Source organism: Variovorax trehalosi (assembly GCF_051216415.1).
Lineage (GTDB): Bacteria > Pseudomonadota > Gammaproteobacteria > Burkholderiales > Burkholderiaceae_C > Variovorax.
Window position 1 is genome coordinate 251,226 of record NZ_JBPJZG010000001.1, and the last position, 25,420, is coordinate 276,645.

Annotated in this window: 28 protein-coding genes and 2 tRNA genes; 18 read left to right on the top strand and 12 right to left on the bottom strand. The window is 64.8% G+C overall.

What is annotated here, in order from left to right:
* Nucleotides 1–20: 20 nt before the first annotated feature.
* Nucleotides 21–2,069, bottom strand: a complete 2,049-nt coding sequence (gene ggt / locus ACSFA7_RS01195; protein WP_435497703.1) for a gamma-glutamyltransferase — start codon at nt 2,067–2,069, stop codon at nt 21–23.
* 144 nt (nt 2,070–2,213) lie between these two features.
* On the opposite strand from ggt, the gene uvrC reads away from it, so the two are divergent.
* From uvrC to ACSFA7_RS01210, 3 genes are read left to right on the top strand one after another with little or no spacing between them, the layout of a single operon-like run.
* Nucleotides 2,214–4,190 (top strand): excinuclease ABC subunit UvrC, encoded by a 1,977-nt coding sequence (uvrC, locus tag ACSFA7_RS01200; protein WP_435497704.1) that lies wholly within the window; start codon nt 2,214–2,216, stop codon nt 4,188–4,190.
* Nucleotides 4,191–4,248: 58 nt separating this feature from the next.
* On the top strand, nt 4,249–4,815 hold the full coding sequence (pgsA, locus tag ACSFA7_RS01205) for a CDP-diacylglycerol--glycerol-3-phosphate 3-phosphatidyltransferase (protein ID WP_093434251.1): 567 nt from the start codon (nt 4,249–4,251) through the stop codon (nt 4,813–4,815).
* On the top strand, nt 4,812–5,699 hold the full coding sequence (locus ACSFA7_RS01210; RefSeq protein WP_435497705.1) for a DMT family transporter: 888 nt from the start codon (nt 4,812–4,814) through the stop codon (nt 5,697–5,699). Before pgsA ends, ACSFA7_RS01210 begins: the two co-directional genes overlap by 4 nt.
* A 3-nt stretch (nt 5,700–5,702) precedes the next feature.
* Here ACSFA7_RS01210 and ACSFA7_RS01215 read toward each other — a convergent pair whose 3' ends face one another.
* Nucleotides 5,703–6,662 carry a LysR substrate-binding domain-containing protein gene (locus tag ACSFA7_RS01215; protein ID WP_435497706.1) on the bottom strand — a complete coding sequence of 320 codons (960 nt, stop codon included), beginning with the start codon at nt 6,660–6,662 and terminating at the stop codon, nt 5,703–5,705.
* Nucleotides 6,663–6,732: 70 nt separating this feature from the next.
* Between ACSFA7_RS01215 and ACSFA7_RS01220 the strand changes: the two genes are divergently transcribed.
* From ACSFA7_RS01220 to ACSFA7_RS01245, 6 genes are all read left to right on the top strand, one after another.
* Nucleotides 6,733–7,644 carry an alpha/beta fold hydrolase gene (locus tag ACSFA7_RS01220; protein ID WP_435497707.1) on the top strand — a complete coding sequence of 304 codons (912 nt, stop codon included), beginning with the start codon at nt 6,733–6,735 and terminating at the stop codon, nt 7,642–7,644.
* Nucleotides 7,641–8,726 carry a tartrate dehydrogenase gene (locus tag ACSFA7_RS01225; RefSeq protein ID WP_435497708.1) on the top strand — a complete coding sequence of 362 codons (1,086 nt, stop codon included), beginning with the start codon at nt 7,641–7,643 and terminating at the stop codon, nt 8,724–8,726. Before ACSFA7_RS01220 ends, ACSFA7_RS01225 begins: the two co-directional genes overlap by 4 nt.
* Before the next feature lie 233 nt (nt 8,727–8,959).
* The gene (locus tag ACSFA7_RS01230; protein ID WP_007830705.1) at nt 8,960–9,232 is read left to right on the top strand and encodes an HU family DNA-binding protein; all 273 of its coding nucleotides are present in this window, start codon (nt 8,960–8,962) and stop codon (nt 9,230–9,232) included.
* 27 nt (nt 9,233–9,259) lie between these two features.
* Nucleotides 9,260–9,335: transfer RNA gene (locus ACSFA7_RS01235), tRNA-Val, on the top strand.
* 77 nt (nt 9,336–9,412) lie between these two features.
* Nucleotides 9,413–11,329 carry a SurA N-terminal domain-containing protein gene (locus tag ACSFA7_RS01240; RefSeq protein WP_435497709.1) on the top strand — a complete coding sequence of 639 codons (1,917 nt, stop codon included), beginning with the start codon at nt 9,413–9,415 and terminating at the stop codon, nt 11,327–11,329.
* A gap of 102 nt (nt 11,330–11,431) precedes the next feature.
* The gene (locus tag ACSFA7_RS01245; RefSeq protein ID WP_435497710.1) at nt 11,432–12,106 is read left to right on the top strand and encodes a histidine phosphatase family protein; all 675 of its coding nucleotides are present in this window, start codon (nt 11,432–11,434) and stop codon (nt 12,104–12,106) included.
* 23 nt (nt 12,107–12,129) lie between these two features.
* Here ACSFA7_RS01245 and ACSFA7_RS01250 read toward each other — a convergent pair whose 3' ends face one another.
* Complete coding sequence (locus tag ACSFA7_RS01250; RefSeq protein WP_435497711.1) at nt 12,130–12,462, bottom strand: hypothetical protein; 333 nt, start codon at nt 12,460–12,462, stop codon at nt 12,130–12,132.
* Nucleotides 12,463–12,509: 47 nt separating this feature from the next.
* Nucleotides 12,510–12,758 (bottom strand): GlsB/YeaQ/YmgE family stress response membrane protein, encoded by a 249-nt coding sequence (locus ACSFA7_RS01255; RefSeq protein WP_435497712.1) that lies wholly within the window; start codon nt 12,756–12,758, stop codon nt 12,510–12,512.
* A gap of 206 nt (nt 12,759–12,964) precedes the next feature.
* On the opposite strand from ACSFA7_RS01255, the gene ACSFA7_RS01260 reads away from it, so the two are divergent.
* From ACSFA7_RS01260 to ACSFA7_RS01270, 3 genes are all read left to right on the top strand, one after another.
* Nucleotides 12,965–13,597: a YbhB/YbcL family Raf kinase inhibitor-like protein gene (locus ACSFA7_RS01260; protein WP_435497713.1), complete on the top strand. Its 633-nt coding sequence runs from the start codon at nt 12,965–12,967 to the stop codon at nt 13,595–13,597.
* A gap of 76 nt (nt 13,598–13,673) precedes the next feature.
* A tRNA-His gene (locus tag ACSFA7_RS01265) sits at nt 13,674–13,749 on the top strand.
* Between the two features lie 278 nt (nt 13,750–14,027).
* The gene (locus ACSFA7_RS01270; protein ID WP_206178239.1) at nt 14,028–14,372 is read left to right on the top strand and encodes an H-NS histone family protein; all 345 of its coding nucleotides are present in this window, start codon (nt 14,028–14,030) and stop codon (nt 14,370–14,372) included.
* A gap of 82 nt (nt 14,373–14,454) precedes the next feature.
* Here the strand turns inward: ACSFA7_RS01270 and ACSFA7_RS01275 are convergent, their stop codons facing one another.
* Nucleotides 14,455–15,441: an NADPH:quinone oxidoreductase family protein gene (locus ACSFA7_RS01275; RefSeq protein WP_435497714.1), complete on the bottom strand. Its 987-nt coding sequence runs from the start codon at nt 15,439–15,441 to the stop codon at nt 14,455–14,457.
* A 127-nt stretch (nt 15,442–15,568) separates the two neighbouring features.
* Here ACSFA7_RS01275 and surE point away from each other — a divergent pair, with 127 nt between their 5' ends.
* The 5 genes from surE to rlmD are packed head-to-tail and all read left to right on the top strand — an operon-like array spanning nt 15,569 to nt 20,529.
* Entirely contained in the window at nt 15,569–16,327 is a 759-nt protein-coding gene (gene surE, locus ACSFA7_RS01280) for a 5'/3'-nucleotidase SurE (RefSeq protein ID WP_206178240.1), read from the top strand.
* Between the two features lies 1 nt (nt 16,328).
* Nucleotides 16,329–17,102 carry a protein-L-isoaspartate(D-aspartate) O-methyltransferase gene (locus tag ACSFA7_RS01285; protein ID WP_435497715.1) on the top strand — a complete coding sequence of 258 codons (774 nt, stop codon included), beginning with the start codon at nt 16,329–16,331 and terminating at the stop codon, nt 17,100–17,102.
* Between the two features lie 11 nt (nt 17,103–17,113).
* Nucleotides 17,114–18,022 (top strand): peptidoglycan DD-metalloendopeptidase family protein, encoded by a 909-nt coding sequence (locus ACSFA7_RS01290; protein ID WP_435497716.1) that lies wholly within the window; start codon nt 17,114–17,116, stop codon nt 18,020–18,022.
* 4 nt (nt 18,023–18,026) lie between these two features.
* Nucleotides 18,027–19,049, top strand: coding sequence for a sigma-70 family RNA polymerase sigma factor (locus tag ACSFA7_RS01295; protein ID WP_435497717.1), 1,023 nt, complete (start codon nt 18,027–18,029; stop codon nt 19,047–19,049).
* Between the two features lie 43 nt (nt 19,050–19,092).
* A complete protein-coding gene (gene rlmD / locus ACSFA7_RS01300) occupies nt 19,093–20,529 on the top strand; it encodes a 23S rRNA (uracil(1939)-C(5))-methyltransferase RlmD (RefSeq protein ID WP_435497718.1) in 1,437 nt (478 codons plus the stop codon).
* A gap of 47 nt (nt 20,530–20,576) precedes the next feature.
* Here the strand turns inward: rlmD and ACSFA7_RS01305 are convergent, their stop codons facing one another.
* Nucleotides 20,577–21,278, bottom strand: coding sequence for a Bax inhibitor-1/YccA family protein (locus ACSFA7_RS01305; RefSeq protein WP_257858905.1), 702 nt, complete (start codon nt 21,276–21,278; stop codon nt 20,577–20,579).
* Nucleotides 21,279–21,440: 162 nt separating this feature from the next.
* On the opposite strand from ACSFA7_RS01305, the gene ACSFA7_RS01310 reads away from it, so the two are divergent.
* Nucleotides 21,441–21,848: a GlcG/HbpS family heme-binding protein gene (locus ACSFA7_RS01310; RefSeq protein ID WP_013540499.1), complete on the top strand. Its 408-nt coding sequence runs from the start codon at nt 21,441–21,443 to the stop codon at nt 21,846–21,848.
* 181 nt (nt 21,849–22,029) lie between these two features.
* Here ACSFA7_RS01310 and hemP read toward each other — a convergent pair whose 3' ends face one another.
* The 6 genes from hemP to ACSFA7_RS01340 form a co-directional block, all read right to left on the bottom strand.
* Nucleotides 22,030–22,242: a hemin uptake protein HemP gene (gene hemP, locus ACSFA7_RS01315; RefSeq protein ID WP_013540500.1), complete on the bottom strand. Its 213-nt coding sequence runs from the start codon at nt 22,240–22,242 to the stop codon at nt 22,030–22,032.
* 102 nt (nt 22,243–22,344) lie between these two features.
* The gene (locus tag ACSFA7_RS01320) at nt 22,345–22,758 is read right to left on the bottom strand and encodes an ExbD/TolR family protein (protein WP_435497719.1); all 414 of its coding nucleotides are present in this window, start codon (nt 22,756–22,758) and stop codon (nt 22,345–22,347) included.
* 5 nt (nt 22,759–22,763) lie between these two features.
* Nucleotides 22,764–23,480: a MotA/TolQ/ExbB proton channel family protein gene (locus tag ACSFA7_RS01325; RefSeq protein WP_435497720.1), complete on the bottom strand. Its 717-nt coding sequence runs from the start codon at nt 23,478–23,480 to the stop codon at nt 22,764–22,766.
* A 22-nt stretch (nt 23,481–23,502) separates the two neighbouring features.
* Nucleotides 23,503–24,186 (bottom strand): energy transducer TonB, encoded by a 684-nt coding sequence (locus ACSFA7_RS01330; protein ID WP_435498871.1) that lies wholly within the window; start codon nt 24,184–24,186, stop codon nt 23,503–23,505.
* Nucleotides 24,187–24,287: 101 nt separating this feature from the next.
* Nucleotides 24,288–24,560: a (2Fe-2S)-binding protein gene (locus tag ACSFA7_RS01335; protein ID WP_093434223.1), complete on the bottom strand. Its 273-nt coding sequence runs from the start codon at nt 24,558–24,560 to the stop codon at nt 24,288–24,290.
* Nucleotides 24,561–24,674: 114 nt separating this feature from the next.
* The gene (locus ACSFA7_RS01340; protein ID WP_435497721.1) at nt 24,675–25,355 is read right to left on the bottom strand and encodes a Fe2+-dependent dioxygenase; all 681 of its coding nucleotides are present in this window, start codon (nt 25,353–25,355) and stop codon (nt 24,675–24,677) included.
* Nucleotides 25,356–25,420: the final 65 nt, after the last annotated feature.

A 25,420-nucleotide genomic window follows, 5' to 3' on the forward strand; every position in this document is an offset into this window, starting at 1 on the left:
CCCTCTGCGCTTTCTTGCCGTCAGGGCGTGAAGGTATCGCCCAGCACGATGCCTTCGCGCCGCGGGTCCGCGCCGCCGGTGAGCACCGATTTGCCACCCACGTTCGTGCGGATGATGGTGCTGATGCCGCTGGACTGCGGCCCGAAGCTCACCGTGTGGCCGAGCGCACGCAGGCCGGTGATCAGCGGATCGTTGTTGCCCGAATTCGAGGTGTCGATGGCCGGGTGCTCGCCGCCCACGTTGGTGCTCGGGCTGTTGGTGGCGCCGAAGTCCACCAGCGAGGTCGCCTGCTGCGCATCGAGGCCCCAGTCGAGCGCGCCGACCACGGTCTTCACCACGTACTGGATGATCGTGCCGCCGCCCGGAGAGCCGGTGCCCATCACGAATTCGCCCATGCTGCCGTCGCCGTTCTTCCTGAACACCATTGTGGGCGCCATCGTGCTGCGCGGGCGCTTGCCCGGGGCGACGCGGTTGGCGACCTTGATGCTCGGGTCCACGGTGTCGTTCGGGTTGGCCGCGAAGTCGGTCAGCTGGTTGTTCAGCATGAAGCCCTGCGTCATGTGGAACGAACCGAGCGTGCTTTCGACCGTGGTCGTCATCGTCACGACGTTGCCCTCCTTGTCGACCACGGTGAAGTGCGTGGTGCCGTGCTCCTCGGTCTTGTCGACGCCCAGGGGCACGCTGCCCAGATTGCCCGCCGGCGCCACGCCCATGCTCTTGGACAGGCTGATCAGGCTGGCGCGCTGTTGCAGGTAGGGCTTGTTGAGCATGGTGTCGGGCGAGCCGCCCGGCAGCGGGATGAAGTCGGTGTCGGCCACGTACTTGTCGCGGTCGGCATAGGCCAGGCGCTCGGCCTCGCTCACCAGGTGCACGCCCATCACCGTCGGCTTGCCGCCCTCGATGTCGATGGCGGTGGGCTTGTACAGGCCCATGTTGAAGGTCTCCAGGATGCCCAGCGCCTGCACCACGGCGATGCCGCCCGAGGACGGCGGCGACATGCTGCACACGTAGTAGTCGCGGTAGGTGCCGCAGACCGGGTCGCGGCGCTTGGCCACGTAGTTGGCCATGTCGGCCATGGTCGTCACGCCGGGCGTGATGGCCGAGCCGTCGCTGGCCGCGGTCGTGATGCCGACCTTGTCGACGATGGCCTGCGCGATCGGGCCGGTGTAGAAGGCGTTGGCGCCTTCGGTCGCGAGCGTGGTCAGCGTCTTGGCATAGGCCGGGTTCTTGAGCTTCGTGCCCAGCGCCTTGGGCGTGCCGTCGGCGTTGAAGAAGTAGGCCGTCGCCTCCGCGTCGCGCTTCAGGCTGGCTTCCGAGGAGGCGATCGCGGCGGCCATGCGGCCACCGATCGAGAAGCCGTCCGATGCCAGAGTGATGCCGTAGCTGAACAGGTTCTTCCAGGGAAGCTTGCCGTGGTCCTTGTAGGCGATGTCGAGCATGCGCACCGCGCCCGGCGTGCCGATCGAGCGGCCGCTGGCTCGGGCACTGGGCTTGGGCAATCCGCTGGCTGAATCGGTCTGCACGGCGTAGCGCAGGTAGTTTTCGGTGGCTGCGGCAGGTGCCATTTCGCGCCCGTCGTAGGCCTGTACCTTCTTCGTCTTCGCGTCGTAGTGAAGCATGAACGCACCGCCGCCCAGGCCGCTCGATTGCGGCTCGACCAAGCCGAGCACGGCCTGCACTGCCACCGCCGCGTCGACCGCGCTGCCGCCGGCCTTGAGCACGTCGCAGCCCGCGCGCGTGGCCAGCGGATGATTGGCCACCACCATGTAATTCTTCGCGTAGATCAGCTTGTGGCCGAGCACGTAGCCCGAGGCCGGTTCGGGTGCGGCGGGGTCGCCCGGATCGCCGGAGCCCACCACGACAGGCGTGCCGCTGTCGCCGATCAGGCAGCCCTTGGCGGCTTCGGCCGCAGCCGCAGCGTCGTTGGCCGCGTTGATGGCGACGATCGACGCGATCAGCGCAGCATCGTTGTTCTGCCCGCTGCCACCGCCGCCGCAGCTGGCCACGGTCAATGCAAGCGCCAGGGGTGAGAGCACCCACCAGGCACGCGCCTGGATCTTCTTCGTCATGGAAATCTTCCCGAATGGTTTTGGTGAAATGACACGGGCGCTCCTCGCGCCGTCTTTGCATCATCAGCACATTTCATTCCAGCCACCTCGGGGTTTGCGCGCAGCCTGCGACGCGGGCCTCGCGTGCACGCCACAATAGCCGCCATGTCAGACGTGCATTCCGATCAATTGCTCAGCGAGGTCGCGGCGCTGCCGCAACTGCCGGGCGTGTACCGCTACTTCGACGCTGCCGGCGCGGTGCTCTACGTGGGCAAGGCGCGCAACCTCAAGAAGCGGGTCGCCAACTACTTCCAGAAGAGCCACGGCGGCACCCGCATCGGCCACATGATCTCGAAGATCGTGCGCATGGAGACCACCGTGGTGCGCTCCGAGGCCGAGGCACTGCTGCTCGAGAACAACCTGATCAAGATGCTCAAGCCGCGCTACAACATCCTGTTTCGCGACGACAAGAGCTACCCCTACCTGAAGATCGCGTCGCACGCATTTCCGCGGCTTGCTTACTACCGCGGCTCGGTCGACAAGAAGCACCGCTACTTCGGGCCCTACCCGAGCGCCTGGGCGGTCAAGGAGTCGATCCAGTTGCTGCAGAAGGTGTTCAAGCTGCGCACCTGCGAGGACACGGTGTACGCCAACCGCACGCGGCCTTGCCTGCTGTACCAGATCAAGCGCTGCACCGGCCCCTGCGTGGACTACATCACGCCTGAGGCCTATGCACAGGACGTGGCCAGCGCCGAAGCCTTCCTGATGGGCGACACGCAGCTCGTGCTCTCCAGGCTCGAACAGCGCATGACCACGCACGCCGAGAAGCTCGAATTCGAGCAGGCGGCCGAGCTGCGCAACCAGATGTCGGCGATCTCGCGGGTGCTGCACCAGCAGTCGATCGAGATCGCGTCGGACAAGGACGTGGACATCCTCGCGGTCAAGGTGCAGGGCGGCAAGGCCTGCGTCAACCTCGCGATGGTGCGCGGCGGCCGGCACCTGGGCGACCGGCCCTACTTTCCGGTGCACGTGGAAGACGCGGCGCAGATCCACCACGGCGAGATGGACGTGGATGCGGAAGAGGGCGTGGAAGCGGTCGCGGCCGACCCGATCGAAGTGCAGGTGCTCGAAGCTTTCATCGCCCAGCACTACATCGACGTGCCGGTGCCGGCCACGCTGGTGTTGAGCCATCTGGTGAGCCGCGAGCTGATCGAGGCGATCTCGCTGCAAGCCGGCGCGCGCGTGACGGCGGTGTTCCAGCCCCGCGAGCAGCGCCGCCACTGGCTCGAGATGGCCGAGACGAATGCGGGCCTGCAACTGGCTCGCCTGCTGGCCGAAGAAGGCTCGCAGCAGGCGCGCACCCGCGCGCTGGTCGAGGCGCTCGAACTCGCGTGCGACGACCTGGACAACTTCCGCGTCGAATGCTTCGACATCTCGCACACCGCGGGCGAGGCCACGCAGGCTTCGTGCGTGGTGTTCGAGCACCACACGATGCAGAACAAGGAATACCGCCGCTACAACATCGAGGGCATCACGCCGGGCGACGACTACGCCGCGATGCGTCAGGTGCTGCACCGCCGCTATGGCAAGCTGGCCGAGGCGATGGCGGCCGAGACCGAAGCGCTGCCGCCCGGCGACGCAGAGAGCGAAAGCATCGAGGGCGGTGAGGCGGCGCCCAAGACCCGGACCGCGCGCATGCCCGAGCTGGTGCTGGTCGACGGCGGCAAGGGCCAGGTGTCGATGGCGCGCGAGGTATTCAGCGAACTGGGCCTGCCGCTGTCGCTGATCGTCGGCGTCGAGAAGGGCGAGGGCCGCAAGGTCGGCCTCGAGGAACTCGTGTTCGCCGACGGCCGCGAGAAGGTCTACCTGGGCAAGGATTCGGCAGCGCTGATGCTGGTGGCGCAGATCCGCGACGAGGCGCACCGCTTCGCCATCACCGGCATGCGGGCCAAGCGCGCGAAGGTGCGGGTGGGCGGCAGCCAGCTGGAAGATATTCCGGGCATCGGCCCGAAGCGCCGAGCGCGCCTGCTGCAGCGCTTCGGCGGCATCCGCGGCGTGGCGGCGGCGAGCATGGAAGACATCGCCTCGGTCGAGGGCATCGCCGCCGAACTGGCCGAGGAAATTTACAAGGCCCTGCACTGAGCCAGCACCGAGAGATGGGCAACCCGGTGGGGTCATCCCGCCATGACACAATCAAGCGATGTTCTGGACCTTACCGACCATCATGACCTGGACGCGCATCGTCGCGATCCCTTTGATCGTCGGAGTGTTCTACCTGCCGATCGCCGAGCCGATGCGCAACCTGATCGCCACGGTCATGTTCATCGTCTTCGCGGCCACCGACTGGCTCGATGGCTACCTGGCGCGCAAGCTCAACCAGACCTCGGCCTTCGGCGCCTTCCTCGATCCGGTGGCCGACAAGTTCCTCGTATGCGCCGCGTTGCTGGTGCTCGTGCACCTGCAGCGCGCCGATGTGTTTGTGGCGCTCATCATCATCGGGCGCGAGATCGCCATCTCGGCGCTGCGCGAATGGATGGCGCGAATCGGCGCCGGCAAGAGCGTGGCAGTCCACATGATCGGCAAGGTCAAGACGACCGTGCAGATGGTCGCGATTCCCTTCCTGCTCTATGACGGGCACCTCTTCAAGGTGATCGACACCGGCCTCTGGGGCCAGTGGCTGATCTGGATCTCGGCGGTGCTCACCGTCTGGTCGATGGTCTATTACCTGCAAAAGGCCATTCCCGAGATCCGGGCCCACTCCAAATGACGGTGGCGGCCACGGCACGAGGCTCGGGCTGGCTCCGGGCCATGCCGGCGGTCTTCGTGCTGATCTGGAGCACGGGTTTCATCGTCGCGCGCTATGGCATGCCGTATGCGCCGCCTCTCAAGTTCCTTGCTGTGCGCTATGCACTGTCGCTCGTGTGCTTCGGCGTCTGGGTTGCGCTCGCGAAGGTCGCCTGGCCGAAGGAGCGTTCGCAATGGGGCCATCTCGCAGTTACTGGCGTTTTGATGCAGGCGGGCTATCTGGGCGGCGTCTGGGCCGCGGTCCATGCGGGAATGGGTGCAGGGCTCGTGGCGTTGTTGGTCGGCGTCCAGCCGGTGCTCACCGCGATCTGGCTGTCGTTCAACGGCGGGCGCATTTCGAAGCGGCAGTGGGCCGGACTGGTTCTGGGCTTTGCAGGGCTGGTGCTCGTGGTCTCGCGCAAGTTCGGGCAGGGCGCGGAGGTCAATGCGCTGACGATGGCACTCGCAGTCTTCGCGCTTCTTTCGATCACGGCGGGCACGCTGTACCAGAAGCGCTTCGTTGCCCCCTGCGATGTGGGCAGCGCGAGTGCGGTGCAGATGGCGGCGGCGCTGCTCGTGACCTTGCCCTTCGCGGCCATGGAGTCGCAAGGCATCGAATGGAACGCGCATTCGACCGGCGCGATGGCCTGGTCGGTGCTGGCGCTGTCGCTGGGCGGCAGCTCGCTGCTCTACATGCTGATCCAGCGCGGTACTGCGACTGCGGTCACGAGCCTTCTGTACCTGGTGCCGCCATGCACCGCAGTGATGGCGTGGCTGCTGTTCGGCGAGCCGATCACGCTGGTGACGCTGCTGGGCATCGGGCTCACCGCGGTCGGCGTGAGCCTGGTGGTGCGCAGCGAACGCTGAGCCTCAGCGCGCCGCTGTCTTCGCCGGCTTCCACGGCTCGCCGCGAAACTGCTCGGCCAGGTGATCGAGCAAGAGGCGCACGCGGCGCGGCGTCTTGGGCCGCCAGGGGGCGACCCAGTGGATGCCGGCATCGGGCATCACGTACTGCGGCAGCACGCGCACCAGTTCGCCGCTGGCAAGTTGCGGCGCGATGTCCCACAGACTGCGCAGCATGATGCCGTGGCCCGCCATGCACCAGTCGCGCACCATCTCCCCTGAATTGCTCGCGAGCGGCCCCTGCACGCGAACGCGCGCGGTGCTGCCGTCGCGCGCATGGCGCAGTGTCCAGAGCGCGAACTGTCGCTGGTTGACCTCGCCGTTCTCGCGCGCGACCAGGCAGGCGTGCGCGGTGAGTGCGTCGACCGTGGCCGGCACGCCGTGTTGCGCGATGTACGAGGGCGATGCCGCCAGCACGCGCTGGTTGCGCGCGATGCGTCGCGTGACCCAGTCGGCCGCGCGGTGCTGCTGCACGGCCCACAGCCAGAGCGCGCCGTCGTAGCCTTCGGCGCCGAGGTCGGGGAGTTGCTCGGTCAGCAGCAGTTCGATCTGCAGGGCAGGGTGGCGGGCCTGGAAGGCGGCCAGCGTCGGCCCGAGCCAGCGCCTGCCGAAGCCGAAGGTGGCGGCGAGGCGGATCGTGCCGACCAGTTCGTTCTGCCGTTCGCCGAGTTCGCTTTCCAGCGCCGCGAAGCCTTCGAGCAATGTGCGCGCATGCAGGCACACCGCCTCACCCTCGGCCGTGACGCTGAGCCGCCGCGTGGTGCGGTCGAACAACCGCTGCCCAAGCCGCGCTTCGAGCGCCCCGAGCCGCTTAGTGATGACGGAGGGCACGACATCGAGCGTGGCGGCCGCGCCGGCAAGGCTGCCCTGGTCGCGAATCGCGAGCACCAGTTCGAGATCGCTGCGTTCCAGCGAGGAGGGATTCATGCCAATCCGGAAAGTATGAATTGGCTGATTGTTGCTTGATGATCGCGAGGGCGCAACGCACAATCGTTCCGTGACTGCCTCTTTCCTCTCATTCCCCACCTTCGACATCGAGCGCAACGGCGTGCGCATCCATGGCCGCATCGGCGGCAAGGGCGCACCGCTTCTGCTGCTGCACGGACATCCGCAGACGCATGCGATCTGGCATCGCGTGGCACCGCAACTGGCCGAGCAGTTCACCGTGGTCGCGGTGGACCTGCGCGGCTACGGCGACTCGGGTCGTCCGGCGCCCGATGCCGATCACGCGGCCTACAGCAAGCGCGAGATGGCGCTCGATGCGATCGCCGCCATGCGGCACCACGGCTTCGAACGCTTCGGCGTGCTCGCCCACGACCGCGGCGCGCGCGTGGCGCACCGGCTCGCGGCGGACCATCCTTCGGCGGTCGAGCGCATGCTGCTGCTCGACATCGCTCCGACGCTCGCGATGTACGAGAACACCACCGAGGCCTTCGCGAAAGCCTATTGGCACTGGTTCTTCCTGATCCAGCCGCCGCCGCTGCCTGAGGCGCTGATCGCCTCCGATCCGGTGCGCTACGTGCGCAGCGTGATGGGCGGGCGGCACGCGGGCCTCACGCCATTCGCGCCTGAAGTGCTGGCCGAATACGAGCGCTGCGCGCGCATCCCTGGCACGGCCGAATCCATCTGCGAGGACTATCGCGCCTCCGCCACCATCGACCTCGTGTACGACCGCGCGGACCTCGCCGCCGGACGCAAGCTCGCGCAGCCGCTGCGCGTGCTGTGGGGCGAGCACGGCGCGGTGGGCAAGTGCTTCGACGTGCTCGCGCTGTGGCGCGCGTGCGCCAATGACGTGTCGGGCCACGCGCTGCCGTGTGGTCACTATGTTCCCGAAGAAGCCCCGGCCGAATTGCTCGCCGAGGCGCTCGCATTCTTTTCATCTCTCCAACCCGCAGGAGCCACCCCATGAGCACCCACAGAATCGCAGTCATCGCCGGCGACGGCATCGGCAAGGAAACCATGCCCGAGGGCCTGCGCGTCGTCGACGCGGCGGCACGCAAGTTCGGCATCGACCTGAAGTTCGACCACTTCGATTTCTCCAGCTGGGACTACTGCGAGAAGCACGGCAAGATGCTGCCCGACAACTGGAAGGACCAGATCGGCGGCCATGATGCGATCTTCTTCGGCGCGGTCGGCTGGCCCGAGAAGATTCCCGATCACGTGTCGCTCTGGGGCTCGCTGCTGTTGTTCCGCCGCGAGTTCGACCAGTACATCAACCTGCGTCCCGCGCGCCTCATGCCCGGCATCGTCGCGCCCGTGGTGCGCCGCGATGGCACGCCGCGCCAGCCCGGCGAGATCGACATGTACATCGTGCGCGAGAACACCGAAGGCGAGTACTCGAGCATCGGCGGGCGCATGTACGAAGGCACGCCGCGCGAGATCGTGGTGCAGGAAACGGTGATGTCCCGCATCGGCGTTGACCGCGTGCTCAAGTTTGCATTCGAGCTCGCGCAATCGCGGCCGAAGAAGCACCTGACGAGCGCCACCAAGTCGAACGGCATCTCGATCACCATGCCCTACTGGGACGAGCGCGTGGCCGAGATGGCGAAGAACTACGCCGGCGTGAAGCTGGACAAGTTCCACATCGACATCCTCACCGCGCACTTCGTGCAGCGCCCCGATTTCTTCGACGTGGTGGTCGCGAGCAATCTCTTTGGCGACATCCTCTCGGACCTCGGCCCGGCCTGCACCGGCACCATCGGCATCGCACCGAGCGCCAACCTGAACCCCGAGCGCACCACGCCCTCGCTGTTCGAACCGGTGCACGGCTCGGCGCCCGACATCGCAGGCAAGGGCATCGCGAACCCGATCGGGCAGATCTGGTGCGGCGCGATGATGCTGGAATTCCTCGGCCACAAGGAGGCGCATGACGCGATCCTCTCGACCATCGAAAAGGTGCTCGCGCCCCAAAGCGGAGCACCACGTACCCCAGATATCGGCGGCAATGCGAGCACGAGCGACCTCGGAAAGGCCATCGCTGAAGCGCTTTGAAAAGTACTTCACGAAGTGAGCCGAAAAGTGCGCGACGAAACGCCCCTAAAATCGCGCGCTCCGCTGTTTTGCATGGCTTCGTGTCTTATTGACACCCTGCAGGGCAGTGGTTGTAATCCTCGCTGGCAGTGCGCTGCCGAGGCGTCAGGCCTGCCAAGCTCTTGAGTCGCACCCGTCGCGGCCAGGTCGCAGCTGACGAAAGCCGACCAACTTTTTCTCTACAAGGGGCCCTTGTGAACAAGACCGAACTGATTGAGCACATCGCAAAGAACGCCGATATTTCCAAAGCAGCTGCCACCCGTGCGCTCGAATCCACCATCGGCGCCATTCGTACCACGCTCAAAAAGGGCGGCTCTGTTTCGCTCGTCGGTTTCGGCACTTTCGCAGTAGGCAAACGGGCCGCCCGCACCGGCCGGAATCCCCGCACCGGCGACGCGATTAAAATCAAGGCAGCCAAGATTCCGAAGTTCCGTCCGGGCAAGGCGCTGAAAGATGCGCTGAACTGAGACTAGACTCGGAAAGTATTCCCGGTGGGGTGCTTAGCTCAGTTGGTAGAGCGGCGCCCTTACAAGGCGTAGGTCGGGGGTTCGAGCCCCTCAGCACCCACCACCACCCAGATGCAAAGGCGAACACCAGTTCGCCTTTTTTATTGCCGTCCGACATCCGTCGAAAAAGAGTGTTCAAGCATGTTTGATTTCTTCCGCAAGTACAACAAGATCGTCATGATTTTCTTGTTCTTGCTGATCATTCCCTCGTTCGTGCTCTTCGGCGTCGAGCGTTATCAGGGCTCCGGCAGCGACGAGAAGGTGGCCCGAATCGAGGGCCACGACATCACGAAGCCCGAGTGGGATGCGCAGCATCGCATCGAGACGGACCGCATTCGCCAGCAGTCGCCCAACGTCGATCCGACGGTGCTCGACTCGGACGCCTTGCGCTATGCCACGCTGGAGCGCATGGTGCGCGACCGCGTGCTGGCCGCAGCCGCCGCCAAGGCGAACATGACCGTCTCCGAAGACCGCCTCTCGCGAATCTTTGCGCAGGACCCGGGCCTCGCGTCCTTCCGCACGCCCGACGGCAAGTTCGACCGCGAGACCTTCCTTCGCGTGACGGGCCGCACGCCCGAGCAGTACGAAGCACAGGTGCGCGCCGACATGTCTACGCAGCAGGTGCTGCTCGGCGTGTCGGGCACGGCCCTCACGCCGCCCGCGCTGGTGGCTGCCACGGTCAACGCCTTCTACGACCGTCGCGAAATCCAGGTCGCGCGCTTCGCCCCCGAGAGCTTTGCCTCGAAGGTGACCGTGAGCGATGCCGACATCGAGGCCTACTACAAGGACCACACCTCGCAGTTCCAGGCGCCCGAGCAGGCCAACATCGAATACCTGTTGCTCGACCTCGATGCAGCCAAGAAGAACGTCGTCGTGAGCGAGGCCGACCTCAAGACCTATTACGAACAGAACACCGCGCGCTTCGGCACGAAGGAAGAGCGTCGCGCCAGCCACATCCTGATCACCGCACCGGCCAGCATGCCCGCCGCCGATCGCGAAAAGGCGAAGGCCAAGGCCGAGCAACTGCTCGCCGACGTGAAGAAGGCGCCGAACACTTTCGCCGACGTGGCGCGCAAGAACTCGCAGGACCCGGGCTCGGCCGAGAAGGGCGGAGACCTCGACTTCGTCACCAGGGGTGCGATGGTCAAGCCGTTCGAAGACGCGATGTTCGCGTTGAAGAAGGGTGAGATCAGCAGCCTTGTCGAAACCGAGTTCGGCTATCACATCATCCACCTCGTCGACATCAAGCCGGCGGTGGTGCCGCCGTTCGAGCAGGTGCGCGCCACCATCGAGAGCGAAGTCCGCGCCGCGCAGGCCGCGCAGGAATTCGCGAAGGCCGCCGAGGCCTTCACCGATGCGGTCTATCAGCAGCCCGACAGCCTCAAGCCTGCCGCGGAAAAGCTCAAGCTCACGATCCAGACCGCGACCAATGTCCCGCGCATTCCCGCGCCGGGCGCCAAGGGTCCGCTGGCCAGCCGCAACTTTCTGAGCGCGCTGTATGCCAGCGACTCGCTCGAGCGCAAGCAGAACACCGAGGCGATCGAGGTCGGCTCAAGCCAGCTCGCCTCAGGCCGCGTGACGCAGTACACGCCTGCGCATCCGATCCCGCTGGCCGAGGTCAAGGACAAGATCCGCGCGCAGCTCATTACCGAGCGTGCCGCGGTGCTGGCCAAGACCGAAGGCGAAGCCAAGCTCGCGGCCTGGACCGCCAAGGCGGACGGCGCAACCTTCGGCGCGCCAGTCACGGTCTCGCGCATCGAAGCGCAGTCGCAGCCTGTTCCCGTGATCGATGCCGCGTTGCGCGCCGATGCCGCCAAGCTGCCTTCGCTCGTGGGCGTGGACCTTGGCACGCAAGGCTACGTGGTGGTGCGTGTGACCAAGGTGGTTCCGCGCACGCCGCCGCCGCCTGAGCAGGCGCAGCAAGAGAGCGCGCAGGTCGGCCAGTCGGTGACTGCGGCCGAGGCCGATGCGTACTACAAGTTGTTGAAGGAACGCTTCAAGGCCGAGATCCTCGTGCCGAAGCCGGCGGACACGCTGCCTGTTGCATCCGCGCGCTGACGCGAGGCTGCTCAGCAAGCGAACGCCCGGGTCGATGACCCGGGCTTTTTTTGGTCGCACGTGGGACAAGCGCGGCCTGCGCTTCTTGCCAGAATCCGGCGCATGGGAACCCTCTACCTCGTGCGCCATGGGCAAGCCAGTTTCGGCGCTGCCGACTATGACAACCTGAGCGAACTCGGGCATCGGCAGTCCGTGCGCCTGGGTGAGTACTGGCGCGAGCGCGGCATCGTGTTCGATGCCGTCATCACCGGCACCTTGAAGCGGCATCGCCAGACATGGGAAGGCATTGCCAAGGGCCTGGGGCTGGAGCGCGACGACGTGCTGCCGTGGCCCGGGCTCAACGAGTACGACAGCGAGGCCGTCATCGCCACGATCCATGAGGGCAAGCTCGAGAAGCCAGATTCGCCCGAGATGTACCGGCATCACTTCCGCCTGTTGCGCCAGGGCCTGGGTGCCTGGATGCAGGGCAAGACAGCGCCGGTCGGGATGCCGAGCTATGTCGACTTTCTTGCCGGCGTGACGACGGCGCTGGACCATGTGCGCGACCGGCACCACGGCGCGAAGGTGCTGGTGGTGTCGAGCGGAGGGCCGATCAGCACGGCAGTCGGCCACGTGCTGGGCACGAGCGCGGAGACGACCATCGAACTCAACCTGCGCATCCGCAACACCTCGGTGACGGAGTTCGCTTTCACGCCGAAGCGACACATGCTGGTGACCTACAACACGCTGCCGCATCTCGATGGGCCGGCGTACGAGGACTGGGTCACGTACTCCTGAGATTCCTTCCGCGCTGCGCCGCGTCAGGCCTGCCAGACGCCGTAGCCAGCCTTGCGCAATGCGATGCCGAGGTCGACCTCCATCAGGCGCGCGTCGTCACAGGGCATCGGGTTGTAGCGCTCGTAGAGCGCGGGCAGCAGGCGCAAGCCGAACTCCTGCACGAAGCTGTTGGCCTGGATTCCGGCCTTGTGCTTGTCGAAACGGATGTCGGGGTCCAGGCCGGTCATGCCCACGTAGACGAAAGGCTTGCCGAGCTGGTAGTCAGGATTGGCGCGCCTGAAGCGGCTGCTGTTCCACACGCGATCGTCGAGTTCGACCACATAGACGTGGTGCTTGGCGCGTGGCTTGCGAGGCATGTGGTTCGCGACCTCGCCGCGCTGCGCTGGCAAGGCCGCGCGGGGTATCAGCTCTTGCGCTTGATCAGGCCGTAGAGGATCAGCAGCACGATCGCGCCCAGCACGGAAGCGATGAAGCCGGCGCCCTGGCCCGCGGTGTACCAGCCCATGGCCTGGCCGACGTAGGTGACGATCAGCGAACCCGCAATGCCGATCAGCGTGGTGATGATGAAGCCGGCGGAATCGTCGCCCGGCTTGACGGCGCGTGCCACCAGACCCACGACGAACCCGATCAGAATAGTCCAGACGATGCTCATGAAGAAATTCCTTTGGTGGTGAAGTGGAGGGGGCGAAAAGCCGCGCCCGTCCGCGCGGGCCGCGTCGATGATAGCGGAGCCATGTGAGCGGTCGCACCCGTGGTCCATATCGGTGCATGCAAACGAGGAATCTTGCCGCAAGGGCTGCGGCGCGAGCGCTGCGGCGTCCTACAGCGTGTGGATGCGTGCGGGGCTATACCGGCTGCATGCTTGAAAAACTACCCGAAGCCGTCGGCCGCGCATTGCAGGGCGTGCGCGCCGGCCTGGACAACATCGTTTTCAACACGCTGGGCCTCCGCGAAGGCATGGCGTCGATCGCGCTGACCAGCGTGACTTTCGCCGACCATGCGCCGATGCCGCCGCGCTACACCGCCGATGGAGAAGGTGTCTCGCCGCCTTTGCAATGGACGGGGTTGCCGCCGGGCGCCGCATCGCTGGTGCTGATCGTCGAAGACGCCGACTCGCCCACGCCGAATCCACTGGTGCATGCCATCGTGGTCGGCCTGAGGCCTGAAGACGACAGGTTGGTGGAGGCCGCCATTCCCGGAAGCGATCAGGAAGGCGCCGGTTTGCATGTCGGGCGCAATTCGAGCCTGCAGGCCACTTGGCTGCCACCGGACCCGCCGCCCGGCCACGGCGTGCATCGCTACGCGTTCCAGCTGTTCGCGCTCGACAGCGTTCCCGTGTTTTCCGAGGAGCCAGGTCGCGACGAGGTCATCGGCGAATTGCGCGACCACGCCATTGCCAGCGGCCTCTTGATTGGCACCTGCGAGCGATCCGATGGCTCCATCAAGATAGAGGAAGGCGTCGAGGCTTCGGTCCCTCTGGCGGCAGGCTGAATGTGAATTTCAAGCCACGTCGCAGCCTGCTGAAGCCGAAACGGCGATTTTTGACGCTACAATTGCTGGCTCTGCGGTGGCTGTAGCTCAGCTGGTAGAGTCCCAGATTGTGATTCTGGTCGTCGTGGGTTCGAGTCCCATCAGCCACCCCAAAAAATATCTCCCTGTCGCTATTTCCCAATAGCATTCATGGGATTCCAACGCCGGGTTTACCCGGCGTTGTCATTTCCGGCGCATTGCTCGTTGCAGCAGTTGCCCGTCGACTTTTCTCCCCTGTTCTCCCTCGATATACAGAGCCAAAACGGCCCGCTTTGCGTTGCGCGCTGTTGCATCAACCCATTGGGCAGGCATTTTTTCTGATGTTGAGGCACTTGTGACAAATGCAAATTGAATTAAAATCCACCCGTTTTCAATTTTCAGGAGTCCAACAATGGCTTCGACCCTCGCCGATATCAATTCCCAGATCAAGAAGCACGACGAGCAGATTGCTCAATTGCGCAAGCAGGCTGAAGACCTGCGCAACCATGAACGCGCGGGCGTGATCGAGGAGTTGCGCAAGAAGATCGCAGAATTCGGTTTGACTGCCTCCGACCTGAAACTCGGCGGCCGCGGTGCAGCCGCCAAACGCAGCGCAGGTGCTGCAGCACCCAAGGCAGCCGCCAAATACCGCGGCCCGACCGGTGAAACCTGGTCTGGTGGCCGTGGCCGCAAGCCGCGCTGGGTGACCGAAGCATTGGCTGCTGGCAAGTCGCTTTCTGATTACGAGATCAAGTAAGCAGCCTGAATCGCCGAACTTTTATCAATAAAAAAGCCCGCGCATGCGGGCTTTTTTTATTTGGCGCTGAAACGAGCTTCGCTCAGTTCACCATCACGAGCTTTCCTTTGACGCCGCGCGACCCCATGTGCGCATACGCGGCCTTCAATTCGGCCATCGGCATCGTGCTGTCGATCACCGGCTTGATCTTTCCCTGGCCGTACCACTGTGCCAATTCGGCCATCATCTGCGCATTGGCCTTGGGTTCGCGTCTCGCGAAATCGCCCCAGAACACGCCCACGAGCGAAGCGCCTTTCAACAACGTCAGATTCAATGGCAGCGATGGAATGGGTCCCGACGCAAAACCCACGACCAAATAACGACCGCGCCAACCAATGGAGCGAAATGCAGGCTCCGCAAAATCGCCGCCCACCGGGTCGTAAATGACATCCGGGCCCTTGCCGTCGGTTGCGGCCTTGATGGCATCGCGAAAACCGTTGGGCAATGCGTGCGTCGTGTAGTTGATCGTGGCGTCTGCGCCAATGGATCGGCAGAGTTCGCATTTCTCGTCGGTGGATGCGGCTGCAATCACCTTGGCGCCGGCTGCCTTTGCAATCTGGATGGCCGCGGTCCCCACGCCGCCTGCCGCGCCGAGCACCAGCACGGTTTCACCCGCCTTGAGTTGTGCGCGGTCCATGAGCGCGTGCCACGAGGTCGCATAAATCATGATGAACGCGGCCGCATCGACATGACCGAAGCCCTCGGGCAACGGCATGCACAGCGCCGCAGGGGCCAGCGTGTGTGTGCCAAAGCCGCCGGTGCCCGACAGGCACGCCACGTTCTGGCCCACTTTCAAGTGCGTCACGCCTTCGCCGACGGCCTGGACCACGCCCGCGTATTCCGACCCGGGAACGAAGGGCAGGGGCGGCTTCATCTGGTACTTGTTCTGCACGATCAGCAGGTCGGGGAAATTCAGGCTGGCGGCCTTGATCTCGATCAGCACCTGCCCCGGGCCCGGCGTGGGTGTCGGCAGTTCCTTCCAGGTCAGCGCGTCGACGCCAATGGGGTTTTCGCAAAGCCATGCGTGCATGCTCGGGTCTCCTTCGAATGGGTAATGTTGAGGCAATGACTGCGGTCATGATAGGTGTCGCGGCAGAGCATCCTTGTCCCTGCTGCGACGCACCCGACGCCTACAATCCGGTGCACCGAAAAGCACCATGAAGATACTTATTTCCAATGACGATGGCTTCCAGGCGCCAGGCATCGTCGCACTGCACGACGCGCTCAAGGACATTGCCGAAGTCGAGGTGGTCGCACCCGAGCACAACAACAGCGCCAAGTCGAACGCACTGACACTGGCCGCACCGCTCTACGTGCACAAGGCGCACAACGGGTTTCGCTACGTCACCGGCACCCCCGCCGATTGCGTGCACATCGCCCTCAAGGGTCTGCTCGACTACCGGCCCGACCTGGTGGTCTCCGGCATCAACAACGGCGCCAACATGGGCGACGACACCATCTATTCAGGCACCGTCGGAGCGGCCATGGAGGCCTACCTCTTTGGCATCCCGGCCATCGCTTTCTCGCAGATCGAAAAGGGCTGGGCGCACGTGGATGCGGCAGCGCAAGTCGCGCGTCGTCTGGTGCAGCAGATCGAGCGCGAGAAGATGATCGGCGGCCCCGCCTTCCTGCTCAACGTGAACGTGCCGAACCGGCCGTTCGACGAGCTGAAGCCGGTCAAGGTCTGCCGTCTCGGCCGCCGCCATGCGGCGGAGAAGGTCATCACGCAGGACAGCCCGCGCGGCGAGACGATGTACTGGATCGCCGGCGCGGGCAGCGCCAAGGACAGCGGCGAGGGCACCGACTTCCACGCCACCGCTTCCGGCCACATCGCTCTGACTCCATTGCAGATCGACCTGACCGACCACGCCAACCTGGGCCAATGGCGCGAGACGGTGGCCCGTCTCGGCAATTGACATGGCCACGCAACGGCCCAGTTTCCCGGTTCGCCTGACACCCACTGCTTCGGCTGCCACGCGCGGGCGCATGCCCGCCGTGCCGGCCAAGCCCATGGTGCCGTCCACGCCCTCGATGGCTTCCGATGCTGTGCGCGCGCGCATGGTGCAGAAGCTCGCGGCGCAGGGCATTTCCGATCCGCGCGTGCTGCGCGCGATGGGCGCCGTCGAGCGGCATCGCTTCGTCGACAGCGCGCTGGTCAACCAGGCCTACGAAGACACCAGCCTGCCGATCGGCCTGGGACAGACGATCTCCAAGCCGAGCGTGGTCGCCCGAATGATCGAACTGCTGCTCGCAGCGCCCGCGCTGGCTGGCAAGCCGCAAGAGCGCCTCGGCCGCGTGCTCGAGATCGGCACCGGCTGCGGCTACCAGGCCGCGGTGCTCAACCATGTGGCGACCGAGGTCTACAGCATCGAGCGCTTGCGCGGCCTGCATGAGCGCGCCCGGGCCAACCTCCGGCACTTCCGGCTGGCGACGGTGCACCTGATGCTGGGCGACGGCATGGTCGGCTATGCCAAGGGCGCGCCCTACGCGGGCATCATTGCGGCGGCCGGCGGCGAAGCCGTTCCAGAGGCCTGGATCGAACAACTCGCGGTTGGTGGGCGCATCGTTGCGCCTACCCATTCGGCCAAGGGCGGACAGGCCCTGGTCGTCATCGACAAGACCGCTCGTGGACTGGAGCGCCTCATTCTTGAGGCGGTTCACTTTGTCCCCCTAAAATCGGGCATCGCTTGAAGGAATAACAAATGCAGGGTTTTGGCAATCGGAGTTTGTTCGCGGGCATCACGTTGGCCGTTGTGCTCGTGATCGCGGGCTGCTCCACACCGCGCGGGCCAGCGCCCGTCGAGGACCGCGGCACGATGACGCGGGCGCCCGGTGTCACGCCAGGCGGTTCTCCCATCACCGTCGATGCCAACGGCAAGCCGCTCCAGGGCATCGAGAACTACGGCAAGCCGGGCTACTACGCCGTGCGACCCGGCGACACGATCCGCCGCATCGGCAGCGAAACCGGACAACGCTGGCAGGACATCGCCCGCTGGAACAACCTCGACAACCCCGACCTGATCGAAGTGGGGCAGGTGCTGCGCGTGATTCCGCCGTCGGGCTCGGGCACGGCCGTTGCAACCGCTCCTGCCGTTTCGGGTTCGGAAGGTGCTGTCACCAAGCCGGTGACGCCGCCGCCGGTGATCGCAGCCGTTCCGGGTAGCGGTGCAAGCACACCGGTGAAGCCGGCGGCGCCTGTCACGGCTTCTCCGGCAAGTCCCGGCAGCGGAAGCTCTGGCGACGAAGACCTCGGCTGGATCTGGCCCGCGAGCGGTTCGTTGATCGCCGGCTTCGACGAAGCCAAGAACAAGGGCTACGACATCAGCGGCAAGGCGGGCGACCCCGTGCTGGCCGCAGCCGATGGTCGCGTGGTGTATGCCGGCGCGGGCCTGCGCGGCTATGGCAACCTGATCATCCTGAAGCACAACAACACCTACCTCACGGCGTATGCGCACAACCAGGCGCTGCTCGTGAAGGAAGACCAGTCGGTTCAGAAGGGCCAGAAGATCGCCGAAATGGGCAACAGCGACGCCGATCGCGTGAAGCTGCATTTCGAGATCCGCCGCCAGGGCAAGCCCGTCGACCCGTCACGCTACCTGCCCGGCCGGTGATGCCATGGCTGCCTCCCGCCCTCGTCGCACGCTGCCCGTGCGCGGGCTGGCGGGCAGAGGCGGCCGGTCTTCCGGCGACAAGGAAGTCTCGCCCGACGAGAGCCTTCCAGCCGACCCTGTAGAGCTCAACGCGGCGTTGCCGCGCGGCGCCATGGCCGAGCTGATCGGCGGCGAAGGCGCAGATGCATTGACCATCTACCTGCGCCAGGTCCGGCGCACCGAGCTCTTCACGCCCGATGAGGAATTCCAGACCGCCTGCGCTGCGCGGTCCGGGGACTTCGCGGCACGTCAATCGATGATCGAGCACAACCTCCGGCTCGTGGTGAACATTGCCAAGGGGTATCTGGGGCGCGGCGTGCCGCTGTCGGACCTTATCGAAGAGGGCAATCTCGGGCTGATGCATGCCATCACCAAGTTCGAGCCCGAGCGCGGTTTCCGCTTTTCAACGTATGCGACCTGGTGGATCCGCCAGTCGGTTGAACGCGCCGTCATGACGCAGGCGCGTGCGATTCGCCTGCCGGTGCATGTGGTGCGCGAACTGCAGCAGGTGCTGCGCGCGCGCCGTGCGCTCGAAGGCGATGCGGAGTTTGTCGCACGCCGCCCCGACGGCGTGCGCGTGGAGGACATCGCTGCGCTGCTCGGCCGCGACGTGCAGGAGGTGGCCGACCTGCTGGCTCTCTCTGAGGCGCCGCGCTCGCTCGACGCCGGGGATGCGCGCGGAGACGAGGGTTTCACGCTCGCCGACACGGTGGCATCCGACGACGAGCAGGGCAACCCGAGCGGCGTGACGCAGGCGCACGAGGTGGAGCGGTTGCTCGACCAGTGGGTCCACGCGCTTGACGCGCGCGAGCGTGAGGTGCTCGAGGGGCGGTATGGCCTGCATGACCGCGAGCCCGAAACGCTCGAGGTGCTGAGTGTGCGCCTGGGCCTCACGCGAGAGCGCGTGAGGCAGATCCAGAACGAGGCGCTGGCCAAAATGCGGCGCCAGCTGGCGCGTTCGGGCATCGAGCGGGATGCGCTGTTCTAGCGGGGCAAAAAAGCAGGGATGGCCGCGCTGAGACAATCGGGGGATGACGGAATCCATCGAAGAAAAGAAAGTCCCCACGAAACCCGGCGAAGAATGGTTGAAGGTCGAGTCGCTCGACCTCGACGCGCAGGGCGTTTCCCACAATGCCGACGGCATGGTCGTTTTCATCGAAGGCGCGCTGCCTTTCGAGGAAGTGCAGTTCAACGTCCATCGCCGCAAGAACAACTGGGAACAGGGCACGGTCACCCACATCCGGCGCGAATCGTCGCAGCGGGTGCGCCCGGGTTGCCCGCATTTTGGCCTGCACACCGGCGCCTGCGGCGGCTGCAAGATGCAGCACTTGGACGCGGCCGCGCAAGTGGCCGTGAAGCAGCGCGCCATGGAGGACAACCTGTGGCACCTGGGCAAGGTGCGCCCCGACAACGTGCTGCGCCCGCTCGAAGGGCCGGCATGGCATTACCGCTACCGCGCGCGCCTGTCGGTGCGCCATGTGATCAAGAAGGGCACGGTGCTGATCGGCTTTCACGAGCGCAAGAGCCGCTACCTGGCCGACATGCAGGTGTGCCCGGTGCTGCCCAGGCAGGTCAGCGACATGCTGATGCCCCTGCGCGCGCTGATCGGCTCGATGGACGCGCGCGAGACCTGCCCGCAGATCGAACTGGCCTGCGGTGATGCGCCGGGCTCCACGGCGCTCGGCACCATCGCCTTGGTGCTGCGGCACCTGCAGCCCCTCTCAGGCGCCGACATCGTCCGGCTGAAGGCGTTTGCTGCCAAGAATGAAGGCGTGCAATGGTGGCTGCAGGCCAAGGGGCCGGAGACGGTGAAGCTGCTGGAAGAAGGCGGCACGCCACTCGCATACCGTTTGCCCGAATTCGGCGTGACGATGCCGTTCAAGCCGACCGATTTCACGCAGGTCAATCCGCACATCAACCGCGCGCTGGTGGGCAAGGCGCTTCGCCTGCTCGATGTGCAGTCCGACGAACGGGTCATCGACTGGTTTTGCGGCCTGGGCAATTTCACCTTGCCGCTGGCGAGCCAGGCGCGCGAGGTGCTGGGCATCGAAGGCAGCGACACGCTGGTGGCACGCGCGACCGACAACTTCGAGAAGAACCAGCCTGCAACGAGCGCTCGACGGGCGCTTTCGCCGACACGGTTCGTCGCGCGCAACCTGTTCGAGATGACGCCTGCCATGCTGGTGGCCGATGGCAGCGCCGACAAGTGGCTGGTCGATCCGCCGCGCGAAGGTGCTTTTGCGCTCGCCAAGGCGATGGCCGACCTGCATCAGCAGCCCGAGCTTCGCGCCGATGGCTGGACGCCGCCGAAGCGCATCGTCTATGTGAGCTGCAACCCGTCGACGCTTGCGCGCGATGCGGGCTTGCTGGTGCATCAGGCGGGATATCGATGCACCTTCGCGGGGGTGGTCAACATGTTCCCCCACACGGCGCACGTCGAGTCGATTGCGGTCTTCGACCTGGAATGACAAAGGGCCCCTCGGGGCCCTTTGTTCTGGAGTGCGGTTTCGCTCGCTCAGTCGCGTTCGCCGCCGAAGATGCCCAGCAGCGCCAGCAGGCTCTGGAACACGTTGAACAGGTCGAGGTACAGGGCCAGCGTGGCAGTGATGTAGTTGGTTTCGCCGCCGTCCATGATCTGCTTCAGGTCATAGAGCATGTAGGCCGAGAAGATGCCGATGGCGGCCACTGAGATGACCAGCATGCCCGTGGTCGAGCCGACGAACACATTGATGATCGCGCCGAACATCAGCACCATCGCGCCGACGAACAGGAACTTGCCCATGCCCGACAGGTCGCGCTTGATGAAGGTGGCCAGCGAGGCCATCACGAAGAACACGCCCGCCGTGCCGCCGAAGGCCGTCATGACGAGTTCGGAACCGTTCTTGAAGCCGAGCACCATCGCGATCAGGCGCGACAGCATCAGGCCCATGAAGAAAGTGAAGGCCAGCAGCACCGGCACGCCGGCAGCCGAGTTCTTGGTCTTCTCGATGGCGAACATGAAACCGAATGCGCCGCCGAGGAACACGATCAGGCCGAGTCCGCCGGTGAGCGAGCGTGTGAGGCCGGTACTCACGCCGAGCCAGGCGCCCAATACAGTGGGCAGCAGGCTCAGTGCCAGCAGCCAGTAGGTGTTGCGCAGGACGCGTTGGCGCTCCGCCTGCGGCAACGTCTGGCCGTAGCCTGTGGAAGTGTCGAGGGTGGTGACGCGGTCGTTCATGGCCGAAGCTCCTGTGGTTGCTGCTACGCAGTTGGGCGCATTCTAGGTGTCTGCAAGAGGAGGGTGTCCGAAAGACCGTATCCGGGTTGTTCTTAAGCGGCCCGGGCATTTCGAGGCAGGTGGCCGTTATGCTGTCGGGTTTTTACGCAACCTGAGCTCAACATGAAGACCAAATCATTCCTCGAACTTGCCGACGTCAAGGCCATCGCCGCAGCGGCCGAAGCCGAGGCCCTCAAGAACAACTGGGCCGTGACCATCGCCATCTCGGACGACGCCGGCAACCTGCTCTGGCTGCAGCGCCTGGACGGCGCCGCGGCGCTGTCGTCGCACATCGCGCCCGCCAAGGCGCACACGGCCGCCATGGGGCGCCGCGAGAGCAAGGTCTATGAAGACATCATCAATGGCGGCCGGACGGCTTTCCTGACAGCACCTGCGGTCCAGGGCCTGCTTGAAGGCGGCGTGCCGATCGTGAAGGATGGCCAGGTCATCGGCGCGGTCGGCGTGAGCGGCGTGAAGTCGAACGAAGATGCGCAGATTGCCAAGGCGGGCATTGCCGCGATCGGCCTCTGAGTTTTTCTCTCCGCACAAAGCAAAACGCCGACTTCGAGGTCGGCGTTTTCTTTGGAGCGTTCAACGTGAAAAAAAGCTTGGCTAGTCGGCGAACCGTTGGCTAGCAAAAAACGACCCTTCGGAGATGAATCTCCTTGAGTCGCCCCACGATGAAACTTGCGCGAGAGGCGGGCTGAGTGACTTACTTGGTCAGGATCAGCTTGCCGAGTTTGGTGGCTTGGAGCCGGTAGAGCGAACCGTTGTGCATGATGCCCACGGTCTTGCTTCCCTTGAGAAGCTCCGTGCTTTCGACCATCGGCACCGGACGCGATGCCTGGATCGACGCATGACCGCCACCCGATTGGTCGAGCGAAGGATGGTTCAGAACAGTGAAGGCGTTCGGTGTGGCTGGCATTTGGAGTTCCCGTATCGAAGCGATGAGTGAATGATAATGATTCTCAACAAGAAGTCAATCGCGAAGATTGATTTTTTTCACACGCTTCGAATTCAGTTCACTTCACTTCACGTCGGGCTCGGTGATGAAGCCGATCTTGCGCACGCCGGCTTCCCGCGCTTCCGACATGGCCTTGGCCACGCGTTCATAGCGCACGGCCTTGTCGCCGCGGATGTGCAGTTCGGGCTGCGGCTCCTTGGCGGCTTCGGCGGCAAGGCGGTTGGGCAGTTCGCTGTCGTCGATCTTCGTTTCGTTCCAGTAGTAGCTTCCATCGGCCGTGACGCTGAACAAAATGTTCTGCGGCTTGGGCTGCTCGGGCTCGCTGCTGGCGCGAGGCAGATCGATGTTGACCGCGTGCTTCATCACCGGCACGGTGATGATGAAGATGATCAGGAGCACCAGCATGACGTCGACCAGCGGCGTCATGTTGATCTCGTTCATCACCTCATCGGGTTCGTCTTGTGTTCCGAAAGCCATGGTGCTTAGCCCTTCTTGAGCGGAACCACGATTGCGTCGCCGCTGCCGCTTTGCACGCGGGCGCCGGTGACGAAGTAGGCATGCAGGTCGTGCGCGAAGCTGTTGATCTTGGTCAGCACGAACTTGTTGCCGCGAACCAGCGCGTTGTAGCCGAGCACGGCGGGAATCGCCACTGCCAGGCCCAGCGCCGTCATGATCAGCGCCTCCCCGATGGGGCCTGCCACCTTGTCGATGGTGGCCTGGCCGGCCGAGCCGATGCTCATCAGTGCATGGTAGATGCCCCAGACCGTGCCGAAGAGGCCGATGAACGGTGCCGTCGAGCCTACCGATGCGAGGATGGCCAAGCCGGTTTGAAGGCGTGCGGTGAATGCGTCGATGCCGTTGCGGAGGGCGCGCGTGATCCAGTCGCTCACGTCGAGGGCGTCGTGCAGATGGGCCTTGGTGTTGCGGTGGTGTGCCGCTGCCTCTCGGCCTTCGAGTGCCAGTGCGCGGAAGGGGTTGCTGTCGTCCTTGCCGAGCTTGTTCAGCGCGGTGGCGAAGTCTTCGCTGTGCCAGAAGTCCTGAGAGTTCTTGGCAAGGCGCTTGTACTTGATGACGTCGAGTGCCTTGACGATGATCACGATCCACGATGCAAGCGACATGCCGATCAACAGCACCGCGACGGCCTTGGTGACGAAATCGCCCTGATTCCAGACGTTCATCAAGCCAAATTGGGAATCCATACGAAGTTGCTCCAGAGAAAAATTAGTTCAAGACGTAGTTGACGGGGGCGTCATAGGACATGGCCTGAACCACGCCGTTGACCTTGCCGGGCACGAACCGGCATTTCATGATGTATTCGATGGCCGCCTCGTCCAGGCGTTCGAAACCGCTGGATTTCTTGACCTCGGCGCTCTTGGGCAGCCCGTCGACGCCGACGAGCACCTTGACGATCACCTTGCCCTGCTCGCCGAGCCGCTTGCTCATGGCGGGGTAGACAGCCTTGGGGTTCTGCAGGTAGTCGGCGTTGCTCGAGGGCAGTTGCACCGCGGGCGGAGCCGGAGGTGCCGGCGGCAGTGCAGGAGGAACGGGCGGCGTGGGCGCAGCCGGGGGCGCTGGCGGAGGAGGCGGTTCCGTGGTGCCCACGGGCGCCTGTGGGGCTGGCGTGGGCTTGGGTTCGCGGATGGCTTGCGGTCGCGGTGGAGGCGGCGCCTTGGCCACCTTCGGGGGCGGCGGCGGCGGAGGGGGTGGATCCACCTTCGGTTTCGGCGGCTCGACGAACTGGCTCAATATTTCGACTGGAATCACCACTTCGGCAGCCCGCCGCAGCAGCCCGCTTTGCAGCGCCCAGAGCGCAGCCGCGTGAAAAAGGATGACGCTGCCCGCAATGACGACATTGCGCGAGAGGCCAAAAGCAGAGGGAGGGGGGGCAAAGCGGTCAGACACGATCAACCATTCGAATGCGGGCACGCCAAAACGTGCCCCGATTGCAGCAAAACCGCTACGACGTTACTTGCGAAAAATCCACCAGACCGAGCCTGCGACCAGGATCAGGCTGCCGCCGAGTGCCGAGACGAGTTCCATGCCTTGCTTTCCGTGATGGAGCTGGCAAGCTGGATCGCCCTCGGACCCGATTCGCGATTCAACGCGGCGACCGGGTGCGAAGCGCTGCATTGCGCGACGATATCGCGCGCACAACCTTCACATTGACCACACTGTGTGGCCACGCCAAGCTCGAATTGGACTTCGTCGAACGTCATGCCGGCTCGCACATGACGTGCGATTTCACGGTCGGAGACTCGGCGGCAGACGCAAACGATCATGGCTGTGAAAGCGGCAGTTGGCTGGCTGTTGGTTGATCGATTATAAATAAGAATCCGTCGCATTTGCAATAACTATGGTGTTACTGGGCTTGTCGACGACTTCCTATCCGCCCGCTATACCTCGGACCACAGCCGCAAAAGGTTGTGATAGTGGCCTGTCAGCGCCACCGTTTCCTCGCATTCGCCCAGCCGGGCGCGCAATTTCTGGATGTTCTGGTCGAGCTCGAACAGCATGCTGCGCTGCTGGTCGTTGCGCACCATGCTCTGGAGCCAGAAGAACGAACAGACACGCGCCCCGCGCGTCACCGGGTGAACGCGGTGCAGGCTGCTCGCGGGATAAAGAATGAGGTCGCCGGCCGGCAGTTTCACCTCGTGCGAGCCGTAGGTATCGATCACTTCGAGCTCGCCGCCGTCGTAGTCTTCCGGATCGCACAGGAACAGCGTGCAGGACAGGTCGGTGCGCAGCTGCTGACCACCTCCAGGCAGCGCACGGACCGCACCATCGACATGAACGCCGTAGTGCTCGCCCCCTTCATAGCGATTGAAGAGCGGCGGAACAAACCGCGAGGGCAGTGCGGCCGAAAAGAAGAGCGAATGACGCGCCAGCGCCGCAAGCACCGTTGCGCCGAGCTCACGCCCGACAGCCGATGACTCCGGCAGTTGCCGGTTGCGCTTGACCTGCGCGCCTTGCTCGCCAACGGTCTCGCGGCCATCGATCCAGTTCGTCGCTTCCAGTGCAGCGCGCATGTCGCGCACCTGGGCGGGACTCAAGACGTCGGGCACATGCAGCATCATTTTTCAGGCACTCCGCAAAGAGAAAAGCCCCGGCGCAGACCGGGGCTCGAGTTTCGCACCGCGCC

What these genes read in the sequence shown, in the direction of transcription:
- ggt (WP_435497703.1), bottom strand. Translation starts at nt 2,069, where the DNA reads ATGACGAAGAAGATCCAGGCGCGTGCCTGGTGGGTGCTCTCACCCCTG.
- uvrC (WP_435497704.1), top strand. Translation starts at nt 2,214, where the DNA reads ATGTCAGACGTGCATTCCGATCAATTGCTCAGCGAGGTCGCGGCGCTG.
- pgsA (WP_093434251.1), top strand. Translation starts at nt 4,249, where the DNA reads ATGTTCTGGACCTTACCGACCATCATGACCTGGACGCGCATCGTCGCG.
- ACSFA7_RS01210 (WP_435497705.1), top strand. Translation starts at nt 4,812, where the DNA reads ATGACGGTGGCGGCCACGGCACGAGGCTCGGGCTGGCTCCGGGCCATG.
- ACSFA7_RS01215 (WP_435497706.1), bottom strand. Translation starts at nt 6,662, where the DNA reads ATGAATCCCTCCTCGCTGGAACGCAGCGATCTCGAACTGGTGCTCGCG.
- ACSFA7_RS01225 (WP_435497708.1), top strand. Translation starts at nt 7,641, where the DNA reads ATGAGCACCCACAGAATCGCAGTCATCGCCGGCGACGGCATCGGCAAG.
- ACSFA7_RS01240 (WP_435497709.1), top strand. Translation starts at nt 9,413, where the DNA reads ATGTTTGATTTCTTCCGCAAGTACAACAAGATCGTCATGATTTTCTTG.
- ACSFA7_RS01245 (WP_435497710.1), top strand. Translation starts at nt 11,432, where the DNA reads ATGGGAACCCTCTACCTCGTGCGCCATGGGCAAGCCAGTTTCGGCGCT.
- ACSFA7_RS01250 (WP_435497711.1), bottom strand. Translation starts at nt 12,462, where the DNA reads ATGCCTCGCAAGCCACGCGCCAAGCACCACGTCTATGTGGTCGAACTC.
- ACSFA7_RS01255 (WP_435497712.1), bottom strand. Translation starts at nt 12,758, where the DNA reads ATGAGCATCGTCTGGACTATTCTGATCGGGTTCGTCGTGGGTCTGGTG.
- ACSFA7_RS01260 (WP_435497713.1), top strand. Translation starts at nt 12,965, where the DNA reads ATGCTTGAAAAACTACCCGAAGCCGTCGGCCGCGCATTGCAGGGCGTG.
- ACSFA7_RS01270 (WP_206178239.1), top strand. Translation starts at nt 14,028, where the DNA reads ATGGCTTCGACCCTCGCCGATATCAATTCCCAGATCAAGAAGCACGAC.
- ACSFA7_RS01275 (WP_435497714.1), bottom strand. Translation starts at nt 15,441, where the DNA reads ATGCACGCATGGCTTTGCGAAAACCCCATTGGCGTCGACGCGCTGACC.
- surE (WP_206178240.1), top strand. Translation starts at nt 15,569, where the DNA reads ATGAAGATACTTATTTCCAATGACGATGGCTTCCAGGCGCCAGGCATC.
- ACSFA7_RS01285 (WP_435497715.1), top strand. Translation starts at nt 16,329, where the DNA reads ATGGCCACGCAACGGCCCAGTTTCCCGGTTCGCCTGACACCCACTGCT.
- ACSFA7_RS01290 (WP_435497716.1), top strand. Translation starts at nt 17,114, where the DNA reads ATGCAGGGTTTTGGCAATCGGAGTTTGTTCGCGGGCATCACGTTGGCC.
- ACSFA7_RS01295 (WP_435497717.1), top strand. Translation starts at nt 18,027, where the DNA reads ATGGCTGCCTCCCGCCCTCGTCGCACGCTGCCCGTGCGCGGGCTGGCG.
- rlmD (WP_435497718.1), top strand. Translation starts at nt 19,093, where the DNA reads ATGACGGAATCCATCGAAGAAAAGAAAGTCCCCACGAAACCCGGCGAA.
- ACSFA7_RS01305 (WP_257858905.1), bottom strand. Translation starts at nt 21,278, where the DNA reads ATGAACGACCGCGTCACCACCCTCGACACTTCCACAGGCTACGGCCAG.
- ACSFA7_RS01310 (WP_013540499.1), top strand. Translation starts at nt 21,441, where the DNA reads ATGAAGACCAAATCATTCCTCGAACTTGCCGACGTCAAGGCCATCGCC.
- hemP (WP_013540500.1), bottom strand. Translation starts at nt 22,242, where the DNA reads ATGCCAGCCACACCGAACGCCTTCACTGTTCTGAACCATCCTTCGCTC.
- ACSFA7_RS01320 (WP_435497719.1), bottom strand. Translation starts at nt 22,758, where the DNA reads ATGGCTTTCGGAACACAAGACGAACCCGATGAGGTGATGAACGAGATC.
- ACSFA7_RS01325 (WP_435497720.1), bottom strand. Translation starts at nt 23,480, where the DNA reads ATGGATTCCCAATTTGGCTTGATGAACGTCTGGAATCAGGGCGATTTC.
- ACSFA7_RS01335 (WP_093434223.1), bottom strand. Translation starts at nt 24,560, where the DNA reads ATGATCGTTTGCGTCTGCCGCCGAGTCTCCGACCGTGAAATCGCACGT.
- ACSFA7_RS01340 (WP_435497721.1), bottom strand. Translation starts at nt 25,355, where the DNA reads ATGATGCTGCATGTGCCCGACGTCTTGAGTCCCGCCCAGGTGCGCGAC.